General features: G+C 59.0%; 17 protein-coding genes and 1 tRNA gene. 7 read left to right on the forward strand and 11 right to left on the reverse strand.

What is annotated here, in order from left to right:
- Positions 1 to 20: 20 nt before the first annotated feature.
- From JF535_RS14005 to JF535_RS14045, 9 genes are all read right to left on the reverse strand, one after another.
- On the reverse strand, positions 21 to 2,021 hold the full coding sequence (locus JF535_RS14005) for a heme lyase CcmF/NrfE family subunit (RefSeq protein ID WP_207003200.1): 2,001 nt from the start codon (positions 2,019 to 2,021) through the stop codon (positions 21 to 23).
- Positions 2,018 to 2,467, reverse strand: a complete 450-nt coding sequence (locus tag JF535_RS14010) for a cytochrome c maturation protein CcmE (protein WP_207003201.1) — start codon at positions 2,465 to 2,467, stop codon at positions 2,018 to 2,020. Before JF535_RS14010 ends, JF535_RS14005 begins: the two co-directional genes overlap by 4 nt.
- A gap of 47 nt (positions 2,468 to 2,514) precedes the next feature.
- Positions 2,515 to 2,742, reverse strand: a complete 228-nt coding sequence (ccmD, locus tag JF535_RS14015; protein ID WP_207003202.1) for a heme exporter protein CcmD — start codon at positions 2,740 to 2,742, stop codon at positions 2,515 to 2,517.
- A gap of 1 nt (position 2,743) precedes the next feature.
- Positions 2,744 to 3,502 (reverse strand): heme ABC transporter permease, encoded by a 759-nt coding sequence (locus tag JF535_RS14020; RefSeq protein WP_277987248.1) that lies wholly within the window; start codon positions 3,500 to 3,502, stop codon positions 2,744 to 2,746.
- A 66-nt stretch (positions 3,503 to 3,568) separates the two neighbouring features.
- Positions 3,569 to 4,303, reverse strand: coding sequence for a heme exporter protein CcmB (gene ccmB / locus JF535_RS14025; RefSeq protein ID WP_207003203.1), 735 nt, complete (start codon positions 4,301 to 4,303; stop codon positions 3,569 to 3,571).
- Complete coding sequence (ccmA, locus tag JF535_RS14030; RefSeq protein ID WP_207003204.1) at positions 4,293 to 4,958, reverse strand: cytochrome c biogenesis heme-transporting ATPase CcmA; 666 nt, start codon at positions 4,956 to 4,958, stop codon at positions 4,293 to 4,295. Before ccmA ends, ccmB begins: the two co-directional genes overlap by 11 nt.
- Positions 4,959 to 5,015: 57 nt before the next feature.
- Complete coding sequence (locus JF535_RS14035) at positions 5,016 to 6,794, reverse strand: ATP-binding SpoIIE family protein phosphatase (RefSeq protein ID WP_207003206.1); 1,779 nt, start codon at positions 6,792 to 6,794, stop codon at positions 5,016 to 5,018.
- Between the two features lie 15 nt (positions 6,795 to 6,809).
- Complete coding sequence (locus JF535_RS14040; RefSeq protein ID WP_207003208.1) at positions 6,810 to 7,154, reverse strand: STAS domain-containing protein; 345 nt, start codon at positions 7,152 to 7,154, stop codon at positions 6,810 to 6,812.
- Positions 7,155 to 7,418: 264 nt separating this feature from the next.
- The gene (locus JF535_RS14045) at positions 7,419 to 7,592 is read right to left on the reverse strand and encodes a PA3496 family putative envelope integrity protein (protein WP_207003210.1); all 174 of its coding nucleotides are present in this window, start codon (positions 7,590 to 7,592) and stop codon (positions 7,419 to 7,421) included.
- 464 nt (positions 7,593 to 8,056) lie between these two features.
- On the opposite strand from JF535_RS14045, the gene JF535_RS14050 reads away from it, so the two are divergent.
- Positions 8,057 to 8,132: transfer RNA gene (locus JF535_RS14050), tRNA-Arg, on the forward strand.
- A 28-nt stretch (positions 8,133 to 8,160) separates the two neighbouring features.
- Here JF535_RS14050 and JF535_RS14055 read toward each other — a convergent pair.
- Positions 8,161 to 9,192 carry an isoaspartyl peptidase/L-asparaginase family protein gene (locus JF535_RS14055; RefSeq protein WP_207003212.1) on the reverse strand — a complete coding sequence of 344 codons (1,032 nt, stop codon included), beginning with the start codon at positions 9,190 to 9,192 and terminating at the stop codon, positions 8,161 to 8,163.
- Positions 9,193 to 9,494: 302 nt separating this feature from the next.
- Between JF535_RS14055 and JF535_RS14060 the strand changes: the two genes are divergently transcribed.
- The 3 genes from JF535_RS14060 to JF535_RS14070 all read left to right on the forward strand — a co-directional run bounded on the left by JF535_RS14060 (position 9,495) and on the right by JF535_RS14070 (position 15,461).
- Positions 9,495 to 10,670, forward strand: coding sequence for an efflux RND transporter periplasmic adaptor subunit (locus tag JF535_RS14060; protein WP_207003214.1), 1,176 nt, complete (start codon positions 9,495 to 9,497; stop codon positions 10,668 to 10,670).
- A gap of 12 nt (positions 10,671 to 10,682) precedes the next feature.
- Positions 10,683 to 13,841, forward strand: coding sequence for an efflux RND transporter permease subunit (locus JF535_RS14065; protein WP_207003216.1), 3,159 nt, complete (start codon positions 10,683 to 10,685; stop codon positions 13,839 to 13,841).
- Positions 13,842 to 14,099: 258 nt separating this feature from the next.
- Complete coding sequence (locus JF535_RS14070; RefSeq protein ID WP_207003218.1) at positions 14,100 to 15,461, forward strand: Na+/H+ antiporter NhaC family protein; 1,362 nt, start codon at positions 14,100 to 14,102, stop codon at positions 15,459 to 15,461.
- A gap of 300 nt (positions 15,462 to 15,761) precedes the next feature.
- Here JF535_RS14070 and JF535_RS14075 read toward each other — a convergent pair whose 3' ends face one another.
- The gene (locus JF535_RS14075) at positions 15,762 to 16,616 is read right to left on the reverse strand and encodes a MurR/RpiR family transcriptional regulator (RefSeq protein WP_207003219.1); all 855 of its coding nucleotides are present in this window, start codon (positions 16,614 to 16,616) and stop codon (positions 15,762 to 15,764) included.
- A 226-nt stretch (positions 16,617 to 16,842) separates the two neighbouring features.
- On the opposite strand from JF535_RS14075, the gene JF535_RS14080 reads away from it, so the two are divergent.
- From JF535_RS14080 to murQ, 3 genes are all read left to right on the forward strand, one after another.
- Positions 16,843 to 18,435: a sodium:solute symporter gene (locus JF535_RS14080; RefSeq protein ID WP_242523833.1), complete on the forward strand. Its 1,593-nt coding sequence runs from the start codon at positions 16,843 to 16,845 to the stop codon at positions 18,433 to 18,435.
- Between the two features lie 15 nt (positions 18,436 to 18,450).
- Positions 18,451 to 19,338: a glucosamine kinase nucleotide-binding domain-containing protein gene (locus JF535_RS14085; RefSeq protein WP_207003220.1), complete on the forward strand. Its 888-nt coding sequence runs from the start codon at positions 18,451 to 18,453 to the stop codon at positions 19,336 to 19,338.
- Between the two features lie 77 nt (positions 19,339 to 19,415).
- On the forward strand, positions 19,416 to 20,402 hold the full coding sequence (gene murQ, locus JF535_RS14090) for an N-acetylmuramic acid 6-phosphate etherase (RefSeq protein ID WP_207003221.1): 987 nt from the start codon (positions 19,416 to 19,418) through the stop codon (positions 20,400 to 20,402).
- The last annotated feature ends 11 nt before the right edge of the window (positions 20,403 to 20,413 follow it).

Here is a 20,413-nt window from a genome sequence, read left to right on the forward strand (position 1 = left end):
ACGCACTTTGATGACCGGGATCAGGTCCCGGCCAGTGAGCCCTCACTAGAGGCTGCAGTTGCCGAGCGCGCACGCGTCGCACGCACTTTGCGATAACGCTTGTCCGCCACCGCAATCACACCTCCCAGCGCCATCAGGGCTGACCCCAGCCAGATCCAGATGACAAACGCCTTGTAGTGCACCCGCACCGCCCAGTCACCACTCAGATTGTTTTTATCCATCGGGTCTCCCAGTGCGACGTACAGATCACGGAACAGACCGCTATCGATTGCGGCCTCCGTCATGATGTTGCCACCGGAAAAATAGCTGCGTTTCTGCGGCAGCAATTCAGCCACCACCCGGCCATTGTTGCGCACCACCAGAACCCCTTCGGATGCCTGGTAGTTGGGCCCCCGAACCTGGCGTACGCCTTCAAATGTAAACTCGTAGCCGGACATCTCCTCACTCTGCCCCGGAGACATGCGCAAGTCTTTTTCGACACTGTAGACCGTGGTCAGGGCCACGCCGAGCACCGATACCGCAAGACCGATATGTCCCAGATGCATCCCATAGTAACTCGCGCGCTGGCGCTTGAGGCCCGCCCAACGCGTCTCCGCATTGCGGGATTTAGCCAGTATGTCGGCAACACTGGAAGTAACCACCCACAGGCCAGCAAGCACACCCAGCATCGCCCCCCAGTGGAAATCGCCCGCCAACAGGGTAACTACCGGTGCGGCAATCACGGCAACCAGTGCCGGCAGCCCCCAGGCCTTAACCAGCCTATGCGCTTTGGTGTCTTTCCAGTTCGCGTGAATGCCGAGTCCGAGAAGCACGCACAGCACCACCATCAGGGGCACAAAAAACAGGTTAAAGAACGGGGGACCCACACTGATTTTGCCCCAGTTGAGCGCATCCGCCAGCAATGGGTACAGGGTGCCGGTGATGACCACCGCCATAATCAGCATCAGTACGATATTGTTGCTCAGCAGGAAGGTCTCGCGAGATTTCGCAGAAAACACGCTGCCCGCGCTCACTGCCGGCGCGCGCACCGCAAACAGCAACAGGGACAGGCCCACCACCACCGCCAGGAAGGCGAGAATGAAGCCACCGCGCAGGGGGTCTGTGGCAAAAGCGTGCACAGACGTCAGCACCCCGGAACGCACCAGGAAGGTGCCCAGAAGACTCAGACTGAAGGCAAATATCGACAGCAAGATGGTCCAGCTGCGGAAAATTCCGCGCTTTTCGGTCACCGCAAGAGAGTGCAGTAACGCGGTGCCCACAAGCCACGGCATGAAAGAGGCATTTTCCACCGGGTCCCAGAACCACCAGCCGCCCCAGCCCAACTCGTAGTACGCCCACCAGCTTCCCAGTGCAATACCCAGGGTCAGGAACGACCAGGCGATGGCAGTCCAGGGGCGCGCCCAGCGCGCCCAGGCGCTGTCCAGACGCCCCTCCAGCAGGGCAGCCACCGCAAAGGCGAATGCCACCGCAAACCCGACATAACCCATATAGAGTAACGGCGGATGGATGATCATGCCGGGGTCTTGCAGCAACGGGTTCAGGTCCGAGCCATCAGCCGGCGGAAACGGCAAAATACGGTCGAATGGATTCGAGGTAAGCAGGATAAACAGGAAGAAACCAATCAGCAGCATGCCCATCACGGACAGCACGCGCGCCACCAGCACATCCGGCAGTTGACGGCTAAACACGGCCACCGCCGCGGTCCAGCCCGCCAGCATCAACAGCCACAACAGGATCGAGCCCTCGTGACCACCCCACACCGCAGTGACCTTGTACACCATCGGCAGAATACTGTTGGAGTTCTGCGCAACATACGCCACGGAGAAATCACTGTTCACAAAGGCGACGGTTAAACAAATATAAGACAGGGTGGTAAACGCCAGCACGCCCATCGACAGGGGCCGCGCGGTACCCATCCAGAGTTCACGACCGGTGTAGGTGCCGAGCAGTGGCACCACCGACAGGGCCACGGACAGCAGCAGGCCGACGATCAGGGCAAAATGGCCCAATTCAGGACTCATATCTTGGGATCTCCATGGCAGTCGGCCTTGCCGACCATAGTCTCGGCGACTTCGGGCGGGGTATAGGATTCATCGTGCTTGGCCAGTACCTGATCCGCGCGGACGTAACCGCCCTGCTGCAACTTACCGGTAACCACTGCGGCCTCGCCCTCGGCGAACAGATCCGGCAGGATTTTATTGAATACCACTTCTAGCTCAGCCTCTCCGTCGGTCAGGGCAAAGCGCACATCCAGGGACTCACCGTCGCGCACCACACTGCCCGGGACCACGCAGCCGCCGGCACGAATACGCTTTTCAAACGGCACCTCTCCAGCCGCAAAGGCACTGGGCGCATAGAAAAAATCCATGTTCGCGCGCATCGCGTAGGTGACGAAACCGACGGCGACCGTGGAAAGTACCACCAGAAGGACCACCAGAATCAGACGTTGTTTACGAGCTGGGTGCATGTTTGACCTGTTGTAAATCTACCAAAAGGGTTACTGGGATCGGAGTATCAGACAGCGGACGCCGCTTGCGCCTTGTGTTGCGCCGCAGCGCGGCGGCGCGCCTCTTCCTGACGCAGCTGCCGACGGAATTCCTGGCGTAGCTTCTTCTGGCGCAGCAGTGGTGCCACCACCAGCGCAACCAGCACCACGGTTGTCACACCGTAGGCCGCCCAAACGTAGGGGCCATGGCCGTTCATGGCGAGGAAGTCGGCAACATTTTCAAACTGGAACGTCATATTAGCCCTCCCCCTTCGCCGTGGACTGTCCGAGCAGTTCGCGTACCCATTGGGTTCGCCACTCTCTTTGCAAAACCAGGCTGCGGGTGTGCAAGATCAGCACCCAGGCGTAGAACAGGTAAAAGCCCGCGATCATGGTGAGCAGCGGGTAGAACATACTCGGGTCGATGGTGCTCGCTTCTGTGAGCTTCAGGGTTGCCGGCTGGTGCAGGGTGAACCACCAGTCCACCGACTTGTAGATAATCGGGATATTTACTGTGCCCACCAGAGCCAGCAATGCGCTCGCCTTGTCGCCGGATTGCTCCCGCGCAAAGGCCCCGGACAGCGCCATCACCCCGAGATACAGGAAGAGCAGGATCAGCATGGAGGTAATGCGGGCGTCCCACACCCAGTAGGTGCCCCAGGTAGGCTTGCCCCACACGGCACCGGTAAACAGCGCAAGAAACGTAAGTGCTGCACCAATGGGCGCCGCCGCCCGCATCACCACGAAAGACAGCTTCATCTTCCAGATGAGGCCGATGGCCCCGGAAATGGCCATGATGTAATAGCCGGCCAGGGCGAGGAATGCCGCCGGCACATGGATATAGATGATGCGGTAGCTATTGCCCTGCTTGGCGTCTTGCGGCGCAAAGCCCAGCCCCCAGACCGCGCCAATCACAAGCACCAGTACGCTGGCCGCGCCCAACCACGGCAGCCAGGCGCTGGTCTTCTGATAAAACCAGCGCGGCGATCCCAATCTGTGAAACCATTGCCAGGACAAAATACGTACTCCTATGCCCTTCTCTCATCAATTGCTGAGCGAACCGGGTGAAAACATGCAGAACGGTCAGTTCTCGAGACTGATGCGGATAGCGCCTGCGGCCGCCAGCGGTGCCAGCGCCGCGGATGCCGCCAGAATTGCGCCAAGAATCGCCATTTGCGGGCCATAAGGGTACCCATCCAATGCCGCCTGCACCGCTCCGGTGCCGAAGATTAACACGGGCACATAGAGCGGCATAATAATCAGCGCAAGCAACAGCCCGGGGCGGCGCAGCGCCACCGTCAGGGCAGCCCCCACGGCCCCAATCAGGCTCAACGTCGCCGTACCGATCGCAAGGGAGGCAAACAGCGGCCAGTACCCCGCGTCTCCCAGATTCAACATCATGCCAAGCAACGGCGACAACACCGCCAGTGGCAACCCGGTCACCACCCAGTGCACCAGCACCTTCGCCAGTACCGGGAAGTACAGCGGCTGCGGCTGCAAAGCAAGCTGCTCCAGTGAGCCATCCTCATAATCACCACGAAACAGCGACTCCTGAGACAGCAGCGTCGCCAGCAGCGCCATTACCCAGATCAAGCCCGCCGCCATACGCGCCAGCATGTCCGGCTCCGGCCCGATTCCCAGCGGCATCATTGCCAACACCGTGACAAAGAACAGCAACGGATTGACGATATCCGAGCGCTGCCGCACCGCGAGGGTAAACTCGGTGCGCAGCAGCGTATAAAAGCTGGGCGCACTTACTGGCGCGGTCTGGCCCTGCGCGGAATATCGGGAGGTATCGGCCACAGAATCAACCCCCATAGCCCTGCTCCTGCAGCGCTTCCGTGGGAACCTGGAAAGTCGCCAGATCAACCTTTTGCAGCGGCGCCACGGCCACCGGCTGGTGAGACGTCAGCAGCACACTGCCACCACGCTGCAAATGACGGGTCATCTGGGCTTCCAGGCTGGCAACCCCGGCGACGTCCAGGGCCGCGAGAGGTTCATCGAGAATCCAGAGCGAGGGGGCATCAGGCAGGTACAGTCTCGCCAGAGCCACCCGCCGGTTCTGACCGGCGGAGAGCTGCTGGCATAACACATCTTCGAAGCCATACAGGCCAACGGACTCAAGTGCCGACATTGCATCGCCCGCTGAAGCCCCATACCAGGCCAGGTTCTCCAGTGGGCTTAGACCACGCCGCACGCCGGCGTTGTGGCCTATATAAAGCAGCGATGCACGCAGTGCAGGAAGGGCCTCGGGAAACGGGACACCTTGCCAGAGGATGCTCCCGGTGTAATCGGAGCTGGTGCCGATCAGGGTGCGAATCAGGGTACTTTTGCCGGCACCGTTGGCGCCCACGATTTGCAGGGCCATACCGGGCTCGAGGCGGAACCCGAGCCCGGCAAACAGAACGCGTCCGTCGCGCTCACAGGCAAGGTCGCGGGCGCAAAGCGCGCGATCGCCCACTGCCTCTGTCATTGATTCCGAATGTCCAGGCACCGTCGCCCACCGCAGCTGATGAAAAACTAGGCGGCATTATACCGGGAGTGGCGGGTTTTGCATGGCATTCCCACGCGTTTTGCCCGCATCGCCCCTGACGGGCCCCTTTCCCCAGCGAATGGTGGCCTCGATGCGGCTGCTACCAGGCTCGAAACGAACTTCTTCGCAGACCGTTTGCAGCAACTTGAGCCCGCGGCCGGCGTAAGCACCGGCGGCCTCCCGCACCTCCGGGAACCCGGAGCCACTATCCTCGACGACCAGCGTCAACTCCCCACCCGAGTCACCCTCACTACTGCTGAGCGAGATGCGCACCCAACCCTCGTCCAGTTGACCACGACGCTGGGCCATCAGGTCGTAATAGTGCACAAAACCTTCATCGGTGGACTTGATGGCCGAATCCAGCTCCAACACACCATGCTCAAGGGCATTGCGAAACAGCTCGCCGAGGGCAATGGCGAGATCTTCCTGAAACCGCACCGCACCGGGCATCTGCACCAGCACACTCAACAAGTGGGGCAGCGGATCCGTCGTCCGCAGCTCTTCATGGGACAAGGTGAGCTGTATGGACCACTCACCTACCCGACCACCCTTGCGCCCCTCCCCATTCCCGAGCGCGGGCAAGTCCGTTTTCCGCAATGAGGGGTGGGTGAGGTCCAGCTCCACAAGCGAAAGGTCATCGTGCTGCTCTGCTGCGTGCGCGTTCACCGCGACCAGAATCCGGTCGAACGACTGTGCGTCGTCCCCATTGTCCTCACGCAGCAGATTGAGCAGTCGGCTCTCACCAAAATGCTCCCCCTGGCTGTTCCGGGCTTCGTGAATACCGTCGCTCCACAGGAACAGGCGGTCACCCGGCCGCACACGAACATTCACAATCGCCGTATCGATCTGGTCAGAGGAAAGCACCCCCAGGGGTAAATGGCGCGACTCCAGCATGTACAGCTCTCCGCTGCTGCGCTTGAGGCACGGACTCGGCATGCCGGCATTGAGAAGACGCAGGTGTTGGCGACGAGGATCCAGTTCCAGCATCGCCAGACAACAAAACATTTGACGGGGAAGAATGCTGTACAGCTTGCGATTGATCTCCCGCAGCACCCGGCTCATGGCAAAGCCCCGGGGGATCATCGAGTAAAAAATCGAGGTCAGGGGCACCGCTCCCACCGCCGCGGCCAGCCCGTGGCCGGAAAAATCCCCCAGCATTAGCACCAGCTTGCCATCCGGGGTATGGGTCGCGGCCAACAGATCGCCGTTCAATACTGCTCGCGGTGACAGGTGGTAACGAATGCCCGGCGTATCATCCAGGCAACTTTCGTTGCCCAGGTTGCCGAAAATCTCCCGTGCGCTGGCCTGCTCCTGCAGAAAGTCCGCATGGTGCCGCCGCAACCGGTCCCGCTGCGCCATCAGGGAGCGATTAAATTCACCGAAACGGCGTATGGAGGCGAGCTTCAATTGCACCAGGGGCAAGCTATAGGGTTTGGTGAGGATGTCGTCGCACAGGGTGGGAGGCGCAGGCGAGGATTCCAGACCGGTCAGGTCCTGCACGAAAAGGATCGGTACCGGTTCGACACCGCCGCTTTGGCGCAGCCGGCGGATTTCTGCGGCGGTGGCCGTTGCCGCGGCCTGCGGGCCAAAAATGACCAGATGGGGTTGAACTTCGTTATAGGCGTCCAGTGCCGCAAGCACCGAATGGGACGTGTGTAGCGATGCAGGCAGCGTGTCGCCACTGGAACTGGCGTACTCCCAGCTCTCGATCAACTGGCACAGCTCCGCCATCTCGCAGGTATCGGACTCGACAATCAACACCCGGAAGGAAGGCATCAGGAACGAGCCCCCTTAGCGGATGCTGAAAATACGATCAAAATTGGACACGGAAAGGATGTGGGAGACGTGCGCATTTGCATTCAGCAGCTCCACCGTGGGCTGAACACCACCAGAGCCGAGCTCGGCGCAATAGTCCCGCAGCAGTAACAGCATTCCCAGGGCCGCGCTGTCCAGGTGATCCGTCTCGGAGAGGTCCACCAGAAAGCGCTCGGGGGGCGGGCTCACATTCCGATAAGCACGCTGAAACTCCCGGTGCATGTTGAAATCAAAATTCCCCGTAACACGAATAACCAGATCGCCTCCGCTGTCGGAGAAGACCGATGAAACCTTGCTTTCAAACCTGTCGGAAACCACCATCTGAAGGTCCTTTTTCCTTCCCTTTCCTGACTAAACCACCCCAATATACACCCGTGACGGGGGCGTGCAAACCAGCAGCTTTTGAGGTGGTGCGAGCTGGATAAACCCCGTGCCCACGCAATGAAAAAGGGTGCCAGAGGCACCCTTTGGGGAGCTGCCGCGGCGTGAGAAACGCAACGCTCACAAAGACCCGGCAGTGTTTCGGTAAGATAAACTCGGGCATTCCCCCGATTGGTGCTAAAAGGCCTGTTGATTCAACCCGACTTAGAACTCGTACTGATAATCCATCAGCTCCCGCCTGAGACGCATCTCCTCCAGTCGGTCTTCGACCATACGGCGAGCATCCCTTGGGCTCTGAGGTGTATACAGCAGTTCCTCGACCAGAGAGGAATCACCTTCATCAAAATCCATGTCATTTTCGATAACGTTGCCGCTCATAGAAAACTCCATAATCTCGATCTGCCAGGGCAGAAACACGTTGTCTGTTTTTGTTGTGCAGCTGCAGATTAGCCAGCCCGGACTTCTCCGGTCAAGCACCTTTTGCACCGCGGAAACAAGTTTTTTCACGCGGTTACACCACCAACATCCGCGCCGCCGAGTGACGGGAAAAGCCTCTCCCCAACACACCGCAGCTGGCGCAAAAATACCTGCTTTTTATGACCAAATAGCGACAATTTTCCTCAAGTTTTTCTCTGACAGAGTCACCGCTCCCACGCCCCAGACCGGTGCATTCCGGTAACCACCGGCATCCCTTCGTTACCCTTGGTTACAGCGAGCTTGAGCCGGCGTCAGAACCGGCATTTTGGGCGACGTAATCGCCGAATAAACGAAGGGCCGGAATCTCTCGATCCCGGCCCATGACACGCAGGGCTACAGTCGCTAGAATGTCCGCCCTTTCTGCGGCCCCCGTCGGTTAACAGGATAAACCACGGACCTCCTAAGTCCGGACTGGTGGTTCGAGTCCACCCGGGGGCGCCATCTTCCAATCTCGCCGCGCCAACACCGATCAATGACCAAAAATGGCGACTTCAGGCTTCTGCCCCGCCGCCCGGCTACCGCGGTACATGCCCTTGGTATTGAAGGTGAGCGCGATATTGCCTTTGGCATCCAGCACAATCACTCCGCCGGTGCCACCAATGGGCCGCAGCACCTGGTTGATGACCTCATCCGCCGCAGCCGCGACCGACTTGCCCTGATAGGCGACCCGGGTACAGATGTCCGCCGCCACGTTATAGCGGATAAAGTATTCACCATGCCCGGTGGCAGAAACCGCACAAGAGGTGTTGTCAGCAAAGGTGCCGGCACCGATGATCGGCGCATCGCCAATACGGCCGTAACGCTTGGCTGTCATACCGCCGGTCGAGGTGGCCGCGGCCAGGTTCCCATGCTTGTCCAGAGCTACCGCACCCACCGTGCCCATGCGGTATGGTGCCGGTAGCGCGTCCACCGCGGCGCGGTAATCCTTGTCCTGCTGATTTTCTTCATCGAGCTTCTTCTTCGCCCGCTCCAGTTGCTCGCGGCGCTCTTCGGTGTCGAAGGTTTTATTGTCCACCATGGGCACTCCCCGACTCTTGGCAAACGACTCCGCACCCGCCCCTGCCAGCATGACGAATGGGGAATCCTCCATCACCATGCGCGCCAGGTTGATCGGGTTCGCCACACGCTTGACCCCGGCCACGGCGCCGGCTTGGCGATTGCGGCCATCCATGATCGACGCATCCAGCTCGTGGGTCCCGTCATAGGTGTACACCGCACCTTTGCCGGCATTGAACAACGGTGAATCTTCCATCACGTTGACCGCCGCCACCACTGCATCCAGGCTGGCACCACCCTGCTCCAGTATCCGGTACCCCGCATTCAGTGCCTCTTCGAGCTTGGCCCGGTACGCCGCTTCTTTTTCGGGGGTCATACTGGATTTCTCAATCGTGCCGGCGCCGCCGTGAATCGCGATGGCGAATTTCTCCGCGGCTGCCTGCTGAGCATGCGCACCCACGCACAACAGCAGTGACCCTATGGCAATTCCGTATAGTGACTTCATGGCTTTTCCTGTTTGTTCATTTCAGAGCACAAACACTTTAGCTCCCGCACCCGCGCAACTCCAACCCTGAAACGAGCCGTCCAGCAGACGCGAAAGCCCTCTTTTAAAAAATATTTTCGGAGTACTGCATCCGAATCACCACGTGAGCCGGTCAGTAACAGTGTTAGCAAATGGCATTCGCCGCTGAACACACTCGGTCTGACGCCACCCCCGTTGTCAGGCTTTGCGGTTCCGTTGTTTTATGAGCATCACACACCAACGGGACAGTTGGCGGAAAAATCACAACAGGCAAGATGAAACCGATGAACAAAAAATATTTTAAGGCGGCGGCACCCGTCGCTGTCCTGATCCTGGGCTTTGGCGCGGTGCAACTGATGTCGGCGTCCAAGCCAGCCCCCGAGAAAAAGGAACACGAGCAACGCCTGGTTTCACTCGCCTACCGCGAGGCCAGGGAAGAGTCGGTGCACCTGACCGTCGCCACTCAGGGCGAGGTGCGCCCACACACGGAAATTGACCTTACCCCGGCTGTATCCGGCCGTGTTGTATCCGTTTCATCCAGCTTCTCTGAGGGCGCTGGATTCGAGCCCGGCGAGACTCTGCTGCAAATCGACGACTCCGACTATCGACTCGCGGTCACCCGCGCGGAAGCGGGCGTTGCCCGGGCTGAAGTGCTGCTGCTCCAGGCCCGCGCCGCCGCCTCGATCAAGCGCCAGCAGTGGCTCGACCTCAACCCGAACAAAGAACCCACGCCACTTCAGGTCAACAAGCCCCAGGTACTGGAAGCCGAAGCCAACCTGCGCTCGGCAAAGGCCGAGCTTGCCGATGCCAAGCTCAACCTGGCACGCACCAAAATTCAATTGCCATTTCGCGGTCGCGTAGCCTCGCGCGCAATCGGTGTCGGGCAGTATGTTACCCCCAGCACGGTACTCGGCCATGTATTCGCCACAGACCGGGTTGAGATCCGCTTGCCACTGACCGATGCACAACTCATGGAGCTGGACCTCCCCATGGGCTTTGTTGCCAGCGAAAAAACGCCGGGCCCGGAAGTCACCCTGTCAGCCCAGATTGGCGCTGACCGGCAACACTGGCGTGGCCGCATCGTCAGAACCCAGGCGGCCGTAGACCAGCAAACCCGGCTCATCTACGCCGTTGCCGAAGTCAAAGACCCCTATGGCAAGGGCGCGAGCAATGGCATGCCGCTGGCTGTCGGCCTGTTTGTTACCGCCGAAGCCGAAAGTACCCAGGCACGCACGGCCGTTGTGGTTCCCCGTGAAGCGCTGCGCAATGCCGACAAGGTGTATGTCGTCACTGAAAGCGACGAACTGCGTATCCGCACCGTGGATGTGCTGTCCACGTCCGAGGACCGAGTGGTGATCGACGGCGGTCTCGCCGACGGTGAACGCGTGGTGATCTCTGCCGTCGCCAATGCGGTGGATGGAATGAAAGTGCAGCCCATTACCCAGCTGGCCAGAAACTAACGGAGCCCACCGATGAACAGTTTAATCGCATGGTGGGCACGCAACCCTGTGGCCGCCAACCTCGCAATGATCGGCATTTTCGTCGCCGGCATGATCGGATTCATGAGCATGGAGCGGGAAATGGACCCGCAGGTGCGCTTTCCTGGCCTGGAGATTCGGGTTTCCTGGCCCGGCGCGGCACCACAGGAAGTCGAGGAGCAGATCGTCGCCCGTATTGAAGAGGCGGTGAGCGACCTCGACAACATCGACTGGGTGCGCTCGACCTCCGCCGAGGGCGTGGGCGAGGTGTATATCCTCGCGGAAACCAGTGTGGATTTTTCCCGTTTCATGAACGATGTGAAAATTCGCATCGACGGTATTTCCTCCTTCCCCCGGGATATCGAACCACCCCAGGTTCACCAGTGGGTGAACCGTCAGGAGTTTATCCGCGTCGCCGTGCATGGTGACCTCGGGGAGCGCGAACTCAAGCGACTGGCGGAGCAGCTGCGCCGTGAAGTAGCGGCGCTGCCGGCTATTTCTGTGGTGGAGCTCTTCGGCACGCGCATGGAAGAGGTTTCCATTGAGGTGAGCGAAGAGGCACTGTACCGCTACGGCCTCACCTTCCAGGAGATCGCAGACGCGGTACGCAAAAGCTCGATCAACCAGTCCTCGGGTTCCGTACGCACGGAAGCAGGCACCTATCAGCTCAAGGTACGCAACCAGGCCGACACCCAGCGGGATTTTTCCAACATCATCGTGCGCCAGACCAGTGATGGCGGCACCATTCGCCTGGGCGATGTGGCCACGGTGGTCGATGGTTTTGAAGACCAGGAGATTCTCGCCACCCTCAACGGCGAGCCCGCCGTGCTGCTGCAGGTCATGACCACAGAAATCATGGACATTGTCACGGCCTCAGACAGCATCCGTAAATGGATCGGCGAGCGCACTGATTCCCTGCCCGCAGGCGCCAAGCTCACGCTCTGGACTGACAACGCCGAGGCCTTCAAGGGTCGTATGGAGACCATCAGTAAATCGGCGCTGCAAGGCCTGTTGCTGGTGTTGCTGGTTCTGGTGTTCAGTCTGCGCCCGAAGGTCGCGTTCTGGGTTGCCATCGGTATCGCCACCGCCTATGCGGGCGCCTTTGTGCTGCTCCCCAGTGTGGGGGTTTCCCTGAATATGCTGTCCACATTTGCCTTCCTGCTGGTACTGGGGATCGTGGTCGACGACGCCATCGTGGTGGGGGAAAGCATTCACAGTGAATCCCACAACCCCGAGCACCAGCACCCTGGGGGCGGCCTGAACGCGGCGACACTGGGCACGCAGCTGGTGGCAAAGCCGGTCGTATTTGCTGTCGTCACTACCGTGCTCGCATTCCTGCCGTGGATTTTCATCAGCGGCTCTACCAGTGAATTCACCCGGCACATCACCTGGGTCGTCATACTCGCGCTGTTATTTTCCCTGATCGAGTCCCTGTTTATCCTGCCGGCGCACCTGAACAACCTGAAGCCGCGCACCAACCTCGGCCGCTTTGGACGCATCCAGAAAGGTATCGCTGACCGCATCGTTTACTTTGCGCAGCACCACTATCGCCGTATCGGCCAGTGGGCAGTTAATCGTCGCTACCTGATGGTAAGTATTTTCATCGCGGTGCTGATGATCGGGTTTGGCATGTTCGGCAATGGCTGGGTGAAGAAAAGCTTTATGCCGGAAATCGAATCTGACCAGGTCATCGTCAATGTGGTGATGCCCGAAGGCGCCCCCTACAGCCGCGCCCTGGAAGTGCTGGCACAACTGCAAGATGCGGAAAAGCGCCTGGAACAAGAAGTCAACCAGCGCGCCGCAGAACAGGGGCAATCCGGCCACCTGATCGAAAACTGGTATACCCGCTCTCGTCGCGACAGCGTGATGGCCATTGTTCAGCTGGCGCCGCCGGAAGAACGCGATATGTCTGCCAAGGACGCCGCGCTGCGGTTGCGCGAATTGCTGGGTGACATTCCAGATGCCAAGGAAGTCTCGGTGCAGTATTCCTTCAATAATAATGGCCCGGGCTTCGAGCTTTCCATCCGTCACCCGGATCTGGATGTGCTGCGCGAGGCCACCGCAGAACTGGAAACAAAGCTGCGCACCTACGAGAGCCTGTACGATGTACGCAACAATCTTGAGGGCGCCTCCGAGGAAATCCGCATCGACTTGAAACCCGGTGCCGCCAAGCTCGGGCTTACCCTGGCAGACGTCAACCGCCAAGTTCGTCAGGCCTATTTCGGGGAAGAGGTACAGCGCCTGCCCCGCGCCGGACAAGATGTGAAAGTCATGGTGCGTTACCCGCTGGAGTCTCGCCGCTCCATCGAGAGCCTGAAGGATTTCCGTGTGCGAACAAACGATGGCCGTGAATTGCCACTGCTGGCGGTTGCCGAGCTGGAGTACGCCCCGGGCATCAAGCGCATCCAACGCTGGAATGGCAGCCGCGCGGCGCGGGTGATGGCGGACCTGAAAGAGGAGGTGCGCGGTGAGATCATGAAGGACCTGGAAGAGAACTTCTTCCCCGACTGGGAAAAACGCTACCCGGGTATCTCCCGCGGTGCTGTGGGCCAGGCCGAGGGCGAAAAGCGCTTTATCCAGGAAGTACTCGGTCTCTACACCATGGCGTTCTTCGCGATGTACAGCCTGCTGGCCATTGCCTTCCGCAGCTACTCGCAGCCGATCCTGATCCTGATCGCGATTCCCTTCGCGTTCGTGGGCGCCATTTTCGGACACGCCGTGATGGGCATGACCATGGCCATTTTCAGCTACTTTGGTATCGCCGCGGCGGCCGGGGTGGTCGTCAATGACAACCTGGTGTTGATGGACCACTGCAATCGACTGCGTGACAGAGGCATGGAGCCCCTGAAGGCCATCGTCGAAGCCGGTGTGGCGCGCTTCCGTCCCATCCTGCTGACCACCGTCACCACCATTGTCGGCCTGGTGCCCATGATGCTGGAGCGCAGCATTCAGGCGGCCTTCCTGAAACCCATTGTGGTGGCTCTGGCATTCGGTGTATTTGTCGCCTTCTTTGTCACCCTGCTGCTGGTGCCCGCCATGTACGCTATTGGGGTGGATATCCACCAGCTGGGGGCACGCACAAAAGCCGCGGTGGCACGCCGCCTGGGCGGCAAACCTGCGCAGGAGCCAGCACTGAACCAGGTACAAAGCTAATCACTCGTCCCTGAACCGGGGCAAGCGTTGAAAAAGCCCGGGGGGCGAAAACCCCCGGGCTTTTTTTATGCCACGCAGAGCCCGCCGACAACACAGGTATCGCCGGTCGGCTCAAGCGTCACCGGCACCCATCAGGCTCCACCCGCGAATCGGTTAGCCTCTGCCCGCTATACTGTTTAAAATCCGCGCCTTTTTTCACGTTGCACCCTATGCGGTGTCGGCACTCCCCCACGGAAAAATGCGGTAACAGCGGTATCCATGACACCTCAATCATCTCAACAATCGCCCACACCAGCACCCAGCCCCTCTGCCATCGCCCTACTACCACTGGCCCTGTTTCTTGCGCTCTTTGTTGGTGCCGGACTCTGGTTTCAGACACAGGGCGTGGACATGGCGTTCTATCAGGTTTCCGCACCGGTCGCGATCCTGCCGGCCATCGCCCTGGCAATCCTGCTTGCGCATGGGCCACTCAGCCGCCGTATCGATACGTTCGTGCACGGAGTGGGCGACCCAACCATCGTCACCATGGTGCTTATCTACCTTCTTGCGGGCGCATTCGCCAGCGTCGCCAAGGCCGCGGGTGGTGTGGATGCCACCGTGAACTTCGGCCTGAGTGTGATTCCCCCCACGCTGGTGCTGCCGGGCCTGTTTCTGATCACTGCGTTTGTGGCCACCGCCATGGGAACGTCCATGGGCACTATTGCGGCGATTGCACCCATCGCGGCGGGCCTCAGTGATGCCACCGAATTACCCATGCTGCTGACCATTGGCACGGTGGTGGGCGGTGCCATGTTTGGCGACAACCTGTCGATTATTTCCGACACCACCATCGCCGCCACCCGCACCCAGGGGGTAAAAATGCGCGATAAGTTCCGCATGAACCTGCTGATTGCCCTCCCCGCCGCCATTGTGGCCCTGATCTGGCTGTACTTTGCCGGCAGCACCGCACAGGTATCCGCGCCCGGAGACTACGAGCTGATCCGGGTGCTGCCGTACCTTCTGGTACTTGTACTGGCGGTAAGCGGTGTGAACGTGCTGCTGGTATTGTTTGTGGGAATTTTGTTGGCGGGCGCGATTGGCATGGCGCTGCAACCAGATTACTCCATCATTGGATTTTCCAAAGACATTTACGCCGGCTACACCGGTATGCAGGAAATCCTGATCCTGTCACTGATGATCGGCGGCCTCGGCGCACTGATGCGCGCCGGCGGAGGTATTGCGTGGCTGGAGCAGCAGATCGATCGAATCAGCCGCCTCAGGGGCGGCGGCACCCCCGGACGGAAAACCGGGGAGCTGGGCATCAGCGCCGCGGTTGCCGTAACCAATGTCTGCACCGCCAACAATACCGTTGCGATTTTGCTTACCGGCCAGCTCGCCAGAAACATGGCCAACCGCTACGGTGTCGATCCACGGCGCAGCGCCAGCTTGTTAGACATCTACTCCTGTACCGTACAGGGCCTGCTGCCCTACGGTGCCCAGATACTACTGGCCTCCTCACTGGCCAAGGTTTCGCCACTGGCCCTGGCGGGCAGTATCCATTACTGCTGGCTATTGGGAATCGCCGCACTAATTTCTATTTTCTTTGGCGTGTTTCGCCGGAAAACTAACAGCCCAGGATAAACCGATAGGGAGCCAGAATTCGCCGCCGAGTGAAGGGAAAAAACCGGAGCCCAAATAGGGCTCCAATGCCAATTCAACAAGAGGAAATCCGAATTGGAAGTACAAGGTGAACGGCCTTGGCCAGGGTAAACCGAAGTTCGATGACCAAAACCAGAGTCCGCGAGACCGGGCTCACCACAAAAGTAATAATTCCAAATGCTAGCGGACAATAAGAATATATTATTCCTTGCCGCACAATTCAACCGGAATTTTCATCCCCAAACGCGGAACCGCCACTCAGCGCCCCACAATGACTGATCATCACTTGGAATGGTGTCTCAACACTTCAACCGCCTGCCGGCTGCGCTCAAACAGTTCATTGGCTTTTCGGTCTCTCTGGGAAATGAGAATAAACAGAAGGTCAATGACCATAAACTGTGCGGTGCGTGCAAGGATGGATGAACTGCGCGCCTCCGTTTCGTTTGCCACACAGTAGAGAGGAAAGGTCGCCAATTCAGTCAGTGGATTCCGGGTAAAGCGGGTCAGAGACAAAACTTCAGCACCCTGGGCAACGCCAGCCTGTGCAACCCTGACTACGTCTTGCGTGGTTCCAGACTCAGAAATCGCAAAAACCAGATCACCTTCACCAAGCGTTGCAGCATTGGCCACTTGCACATGGGTGTCACTTTCGATCAGCACCGACTTGCCCAGTTTCATCAGCTTATAAGCAATATCCCGAGCCACTAATGAGGACGCACCCACCCCAAACAACAGTATTCGCTGCGCCGTTCGCAAAGCCTCCGCAGAGCGGATCAACGCATCTTCCGAGTTGGCCATCACCGTTTCATTCAGGGCCATATTCTTCCGGCTAATGAGCTTTCGAGCGACCGTAGCCGGATCATCATCTGAAGCAATGTCACCATGAATCGCCTGAGGCAACATTGCTGAGCGGGCCACGGACTCACTGAGCGAAAGCTTGAAGTCCGAATAACCTTTATAACCCAGCTTCTGGCTGAACTTGACGACACTCGACTGGGAAACCCCCACTTGTTCCGCAAGGGCTTTTGATGAATGCGAGCGCACGATTTCCACATTATTCAGGAGAAAATCGGCAATACGACGCTCGTGATTTGACATGGAGTCGCGCATTGCGCGGATTTTGGCCAGTGATCCCATAACTACGGTCTATCTCGGTGTCGCAGTGTTCAACGCGACAAATGTAACAATGCCCAAAACCCCGGGCCGCTCATCGGGTACCTCAGCTGCCAGTCAGGTTACCACTATCGGTACCACCGATGGAAAATGCTTTGCACCCCATAAGAATAAATGATACCAATTGAATAGAATAACAGGAATAAATAATTATCCCGACTGCCCATAGCTGCGGGAAACTGAGAGTCGAATGATGGAACTGCAGTTTACCGGTCTGGACTGGGGAATTTTCGCGCTTTACCTGGCATTACTGGCCGCGTCCGGCTGGCACTTCAGCCAGCGCCGCACAAAAGATAGCCGCGATTACTTCCTGGCCCGAAACAGCATGCCGATGTGGATGGTCGCCATTTCCACTTTGGCGACCACGCAATCCGCCGCCACGTTTCTCGGCGGACCGGACCTGGGATATCGCGGTGACCTTACCTACCTGTTCACCAATGTCGGCGCAGTGATTGCCGCAATCATCGTTGCCCGCTATCTAATACCGCGCTTCTACGCCAATCGCGTCACGACCGTTTACGAATTACTGCAATCCCGCTTCGGGGAGCGAGCGAAACATCGCGCCGGCGGTATTTATCTGCTCGGCCGGGTGTTTGCCAGTGGCGCACGTCTGTATATGGCAGCCATCGCGGTATCCATGATTCTGTTTAACGACATTGCCGCAAACCACGTCATTGCCGCCGTCATTCTACTCAGTGCGGCAGGCTTGTTACAGACGCTGATCGGGGGCGTGCGCTCGGTGATTCAGAGCGATGTACTGCAGTGCGCAGTTTACGTCAGTGCCGCGATTGCGGTAGTGGCAGTGCTGCTCTGGCAAATTCCCGCTGATCTGGGTCAAATTGTTGGGGCACTCGCCGCCCCATCCGATGGCGGGGCTTCCAAACTCACGCTGGTCGATACCCGCTGGGACCTGAGTGACCCGTTTAATCTCTGGGCCACGCTAACCGGTTTTGTACTGTTGAACATTGCGGCCTTCGGCCTCGACCAGGATGTTACTCAGCGCATTCTTACCTGCAAAACCCCCCGCGATGGCGCCCGTGCAGTGCTGTATTCCGTGGTCATGGTGGTACCGGTCATGGCCGTTTTCATGGGTATCGGCTTGCTGCTGCATATTTTTTACCAGTCCCCTGAATTGATGGCCGGCGCCAATGTGTCTAAACCTAGCGGTGGCGATGTCACCGTATTTATGCACTACGTGTTGCATGAAATGCCCGCCGGTCTGCGCGGCCTGGTCACCATTGGTGTGATTGCTGCGGCACTGTCCACGCTCAATTCCAGTCTCAATTCCATGGCCAGCGTGCTCACGGAAGACCTGTACCGGCACTGGTTAAGTCAGCGCAAGGTACAAAAGCCGGCCGCGCATTTCGTGCGTGCCGGGCGCTGGGGCATGGCGATTGTGGCAAGCACCTTGGGCGGCATGGCAATACTGTGTTTTTACTGGCAACAGATGAGCGACCTGCCGCTAATCACCTTCGCACTGTCAGTGATGGTCTTCGCCTACTCGGGACTGCTGGGTGTATTTTTCACCGCCCTGTTTACCGGCCGCGGCAACGCCGGCAGTGTCGGCTGGGCCCTGGTTGTCGGGTTTGTGGTGACGCTGCTTCAGCAACCCTGGATGATCACCCTGCTCACCGGCACGGACGATCCGTTCGTTATCGCGTTCCCCTGGCAGCTTTGTTTGGGCACGCTGGCTTCCTTTGCAGTGTGCAACCTGGGTAAGCCATCTCCCGAGCTCTCAGCGGACAACGCAATCATCCGCAGTCAGACCACAGCCAATGGATAACCAACGTACGCAACCATGAACGGATATTTTCTAGGGATAGATGGTGGTGGCACAAAGACACTGGCCCGCCTTGAGGACGCGCACGGTGAGCGACTCACGCTCAAGTCCGGTGCAAGCTCACTGACCCAGGACCTAGACGGAGCGATCAACAATATTGCCGGCCTGAGCCGGCAGGTACTGGCGCGGGAGCGGGTTCACCCCAACCAGGTGCATCTGGCCTGCGGTGTCGCCGGCGCCGGCAATCCGACTTCCGCAGAAAAACTTCGACAGCGCCTTTGCGCACTGGGATTTGCCAGTGTGCAGATCGCGTCGGACGCACAGACTTCGCTGCTGGGTGCCGGTGCTGGGACCCCGATTGTAATGGTGGCGATTGGCACCGGTTCGGTGGCGATGCGCCTCGGGCGCGATGGAGAAATCCGTCAGTTCGGGGGGTGGGGACTGGCAGTGGGCGATGAAGGCAGCGGCGCCGCCATTGGCAAGAGCTTGGTACGCGCACTGCTTTGGGAGCTGGACACCCACGGCAAGGCCGTGAGCGCACTTTGCCAGCAGGTGATGACCGAAGTTGGGGAACAGCGCGCGCAAATCCTGCCATGGCTACAGCGGGCTGGATCCCGAGAATATGCGGCGCTGGCCCCGGCTGTGTTCAGTCACCTTCCAGAATGCCCACTGGCACGGGACATCATTGGAAAAACCGCCACAGAAGTCGATCGCCTGATTCAGGCTGCCAGTGGGGACGAGAATTTACCACTGGCCATTCTTGGCGGTCTCGCGGACAAGCTGAGTCCGCATTTGCACCCCGAACATCAACAGCGACAAATCCCACCCTTGGGAACCGCACTGGACGGCGCCTGTATGCTGGCACGACAGAAAGCACTAGTGCTCAGCATCGACCCACTCCGCTGAACCCTGGTCGCCGTCAGTGCTAAAGAACATTAGATGAATGGGGCGTATCCCCCAAGAGCATCAAGGAACAACCAAGCATGAATACGCAACTGATCAATGAGTTGGCTACCCTCGCCAGCGAGGCGCGCAACGCAGACACCCTGGACATCGATCTCTTGCCGAGTGAGCAGATTCTGGAAAAGATCAACGCGGCGGATCGGGAAGTACCCGCCGCGGTTCACCGCGAAATCCCCCAAATCGCACGGGCCGTCGATGCCATCGCGGAAGCCTTTAAACGCGGCGCGCGGCTCGTTTATATCGGGGCAGGCACCAGTGGCCGGCTTGGTATTCTGGATGCGGTAGAGTGCCCACCCACCTATGGCGTCAGTGAGAAGATGGTGGTTGCGCTGATCGCCGGCGGCGAAGAGGCTGTCTATCGCGCCCAGGAAGGAGCGGAAGACAGCCTAACCCTCGCTGGTGAAGATCTCCGCAAGATTCAACTGACGGAAAATGACGTGGTTGTCGGCATCGCCGCCAGCGGTCGCACGCCCTATGTTATTGGCGGACTGCGCTACGCCCGCGCCCTGGGCTGTACCACCGTAGCACTTTCCTGCAATAAATCCGCAGCCATCGCCACTGAAGCAGACATCGCGATCCTCCCCGAAGTCGGCCCGGAAGTGTTAACCGGCTCTACACGGATGAAAGCCGGTACGGCACAGAAGCTGGTACTGAATATGCTGACAACCGCCAGCATGATCCGCATTGGCAAGAGCTTTTATAATTTGATGGTGGATGTCAAAGCGACCAATGAAAAACTGGTGAGCCGCACCCGCCGAATTGTGATGGAAGCCACCGGTGTGGAGCTGGCGGAGGCAGATCGTGTACTCGAGGAATGTGAGCACAATGCCAAACTGGCCATCATGATGATATTGAGCGGCCTGAACCGTCACGATGCCGGAAGCGCCTTGGAAAAATCCGACGGTTTTCTACGCCAGGCACTCAGGCAAATCAGTGCATTCAAGCAGGAACAAAAGATTGACCAGGCTCGAAATACTGGCCGAACAGTGGAAGAACCTGTGACCTGAGTTCAATCGGT

Source organism: Microbulbifer salipaludis (assembly GCF_017303155.1).
In the GTDB taxonomy this organism is placed as follows: domain Bacteria; phylum Pseudomonadota; class Gammaproteobacteria; order Pseudomonadales; family Cellvibrionaceae; genus Microbulbifer; species Microbulbifer salipaludis.

Bases quoted from the DNA above. Each gene is read 5' to 3' on its own strand.
- ccmD (WP_207003202.1), bottom strand. From the start codon at position 2,742: ATGACGTTCCAGTTTGAAAATGTTGCCGACTTCCTCGCCATGAACGGC.
- JF535_RS14065 (WP_207003216.1), top strand. From the start codon at position 10,683: ATGAACAGTTTAATCGCATGGTGGGCACGCAACCCTGTGGCCGCCAAC.
- JF535_RS14070 (WP_207003218.1), top strand. From the start codon at position 14,100: ATGACACCTCAATCATCTCAACAATCGCCCACACCAGCACCCAGCCCC.
- JF535_RS14010 (WP_207003201.1), bottom strand. From the start codon at position 2,467: ATGCACCCAGCTCGTAAACAACGTCTGATTCTGGTGGTCCTTCTGGTG.
- JF535_RS14005 (WP_207003200.1), bottom strand. From the start codon at position 2,021: ATGAGTCCTGAATTGGGCCATTTTGCCCTGATCGTCGGCCTGCTGCTG.
- JF535_RS14060 (WP_207003214.1), top strand. From the start codon at position 9,495: ATGAACAAAAAATATTTTAAGGCGGCGGCACCCGTCGCTGTCCTGATC.
- JF535_RS14085 (WP_207003220.1), top strand. From the start codon at position 18,451: ATGAACGGATATTTTCTAGGGATAGATGGTGGTGGCACAAAGACACTG.
- murQ (WP_207003221.1), top strand. From the start codon at position 19,416: ATGAATACGCAACTGATCAATGAGTTGGCTACCCTCGCCAGCGAGGCG.
- JF535_RS14075 (WP_207003219.1), bottom strand. From the start codon at position 16,616: ATGGGATCACTGGCCAAAATCCGCGCAATGCGCGACTCCATGTCAAAT.
- JF535_RS14055 (WP_207003212.1), bottom strand. From the start codon at position 9,192: ATGAAGTCACTATACGGAATTGCCATAGGGTCACTGCTGTTGTGCGTG.
- JF535_RS14040 (WP_207003208.1), bottom strand. From the start codon at position 7,154: ATGGTGGTTTCCGACAGGTTTGAAAGCAAGGTTTCATCGGTCTTCTCC.
- ccmB (WP_207003203.1), bottom strand. From the start codon at position 4,303: ATGGGGGTTGATTCTGTGGCCGATACCTCCCGATATTCCGCGCAGGGC.
- JF535_RS14080 (WP_242523833.1), top strand. From the start codon at position 16,843: ATGATGGAACTGCAGTTTACCGGTCTGGACTGGGGAATTTTCGCGCTT.
- ccmA (WP_207003204.1), bottom strand. From the start codon at position 4,958: ATGACAGAGGCAGTGGGCGATCGCGCGCTTTGCGCCCGCGACCTTGCC.
- JF535_RS14035 (WP_207003206.1), bottom strand. From the start codon at position 6,794: ATGCCTTCCTTCCGGGTGTTGATTGTCGAGTCCGATACCTGCGAGATG.
- JF535_RS14045 (WP_207003210.1), bottom strand. From the start codon at position 7,592: ATGAGCGGCAACGTTATCGAAAATGACATGGATTTTGATGAAGGTGAT.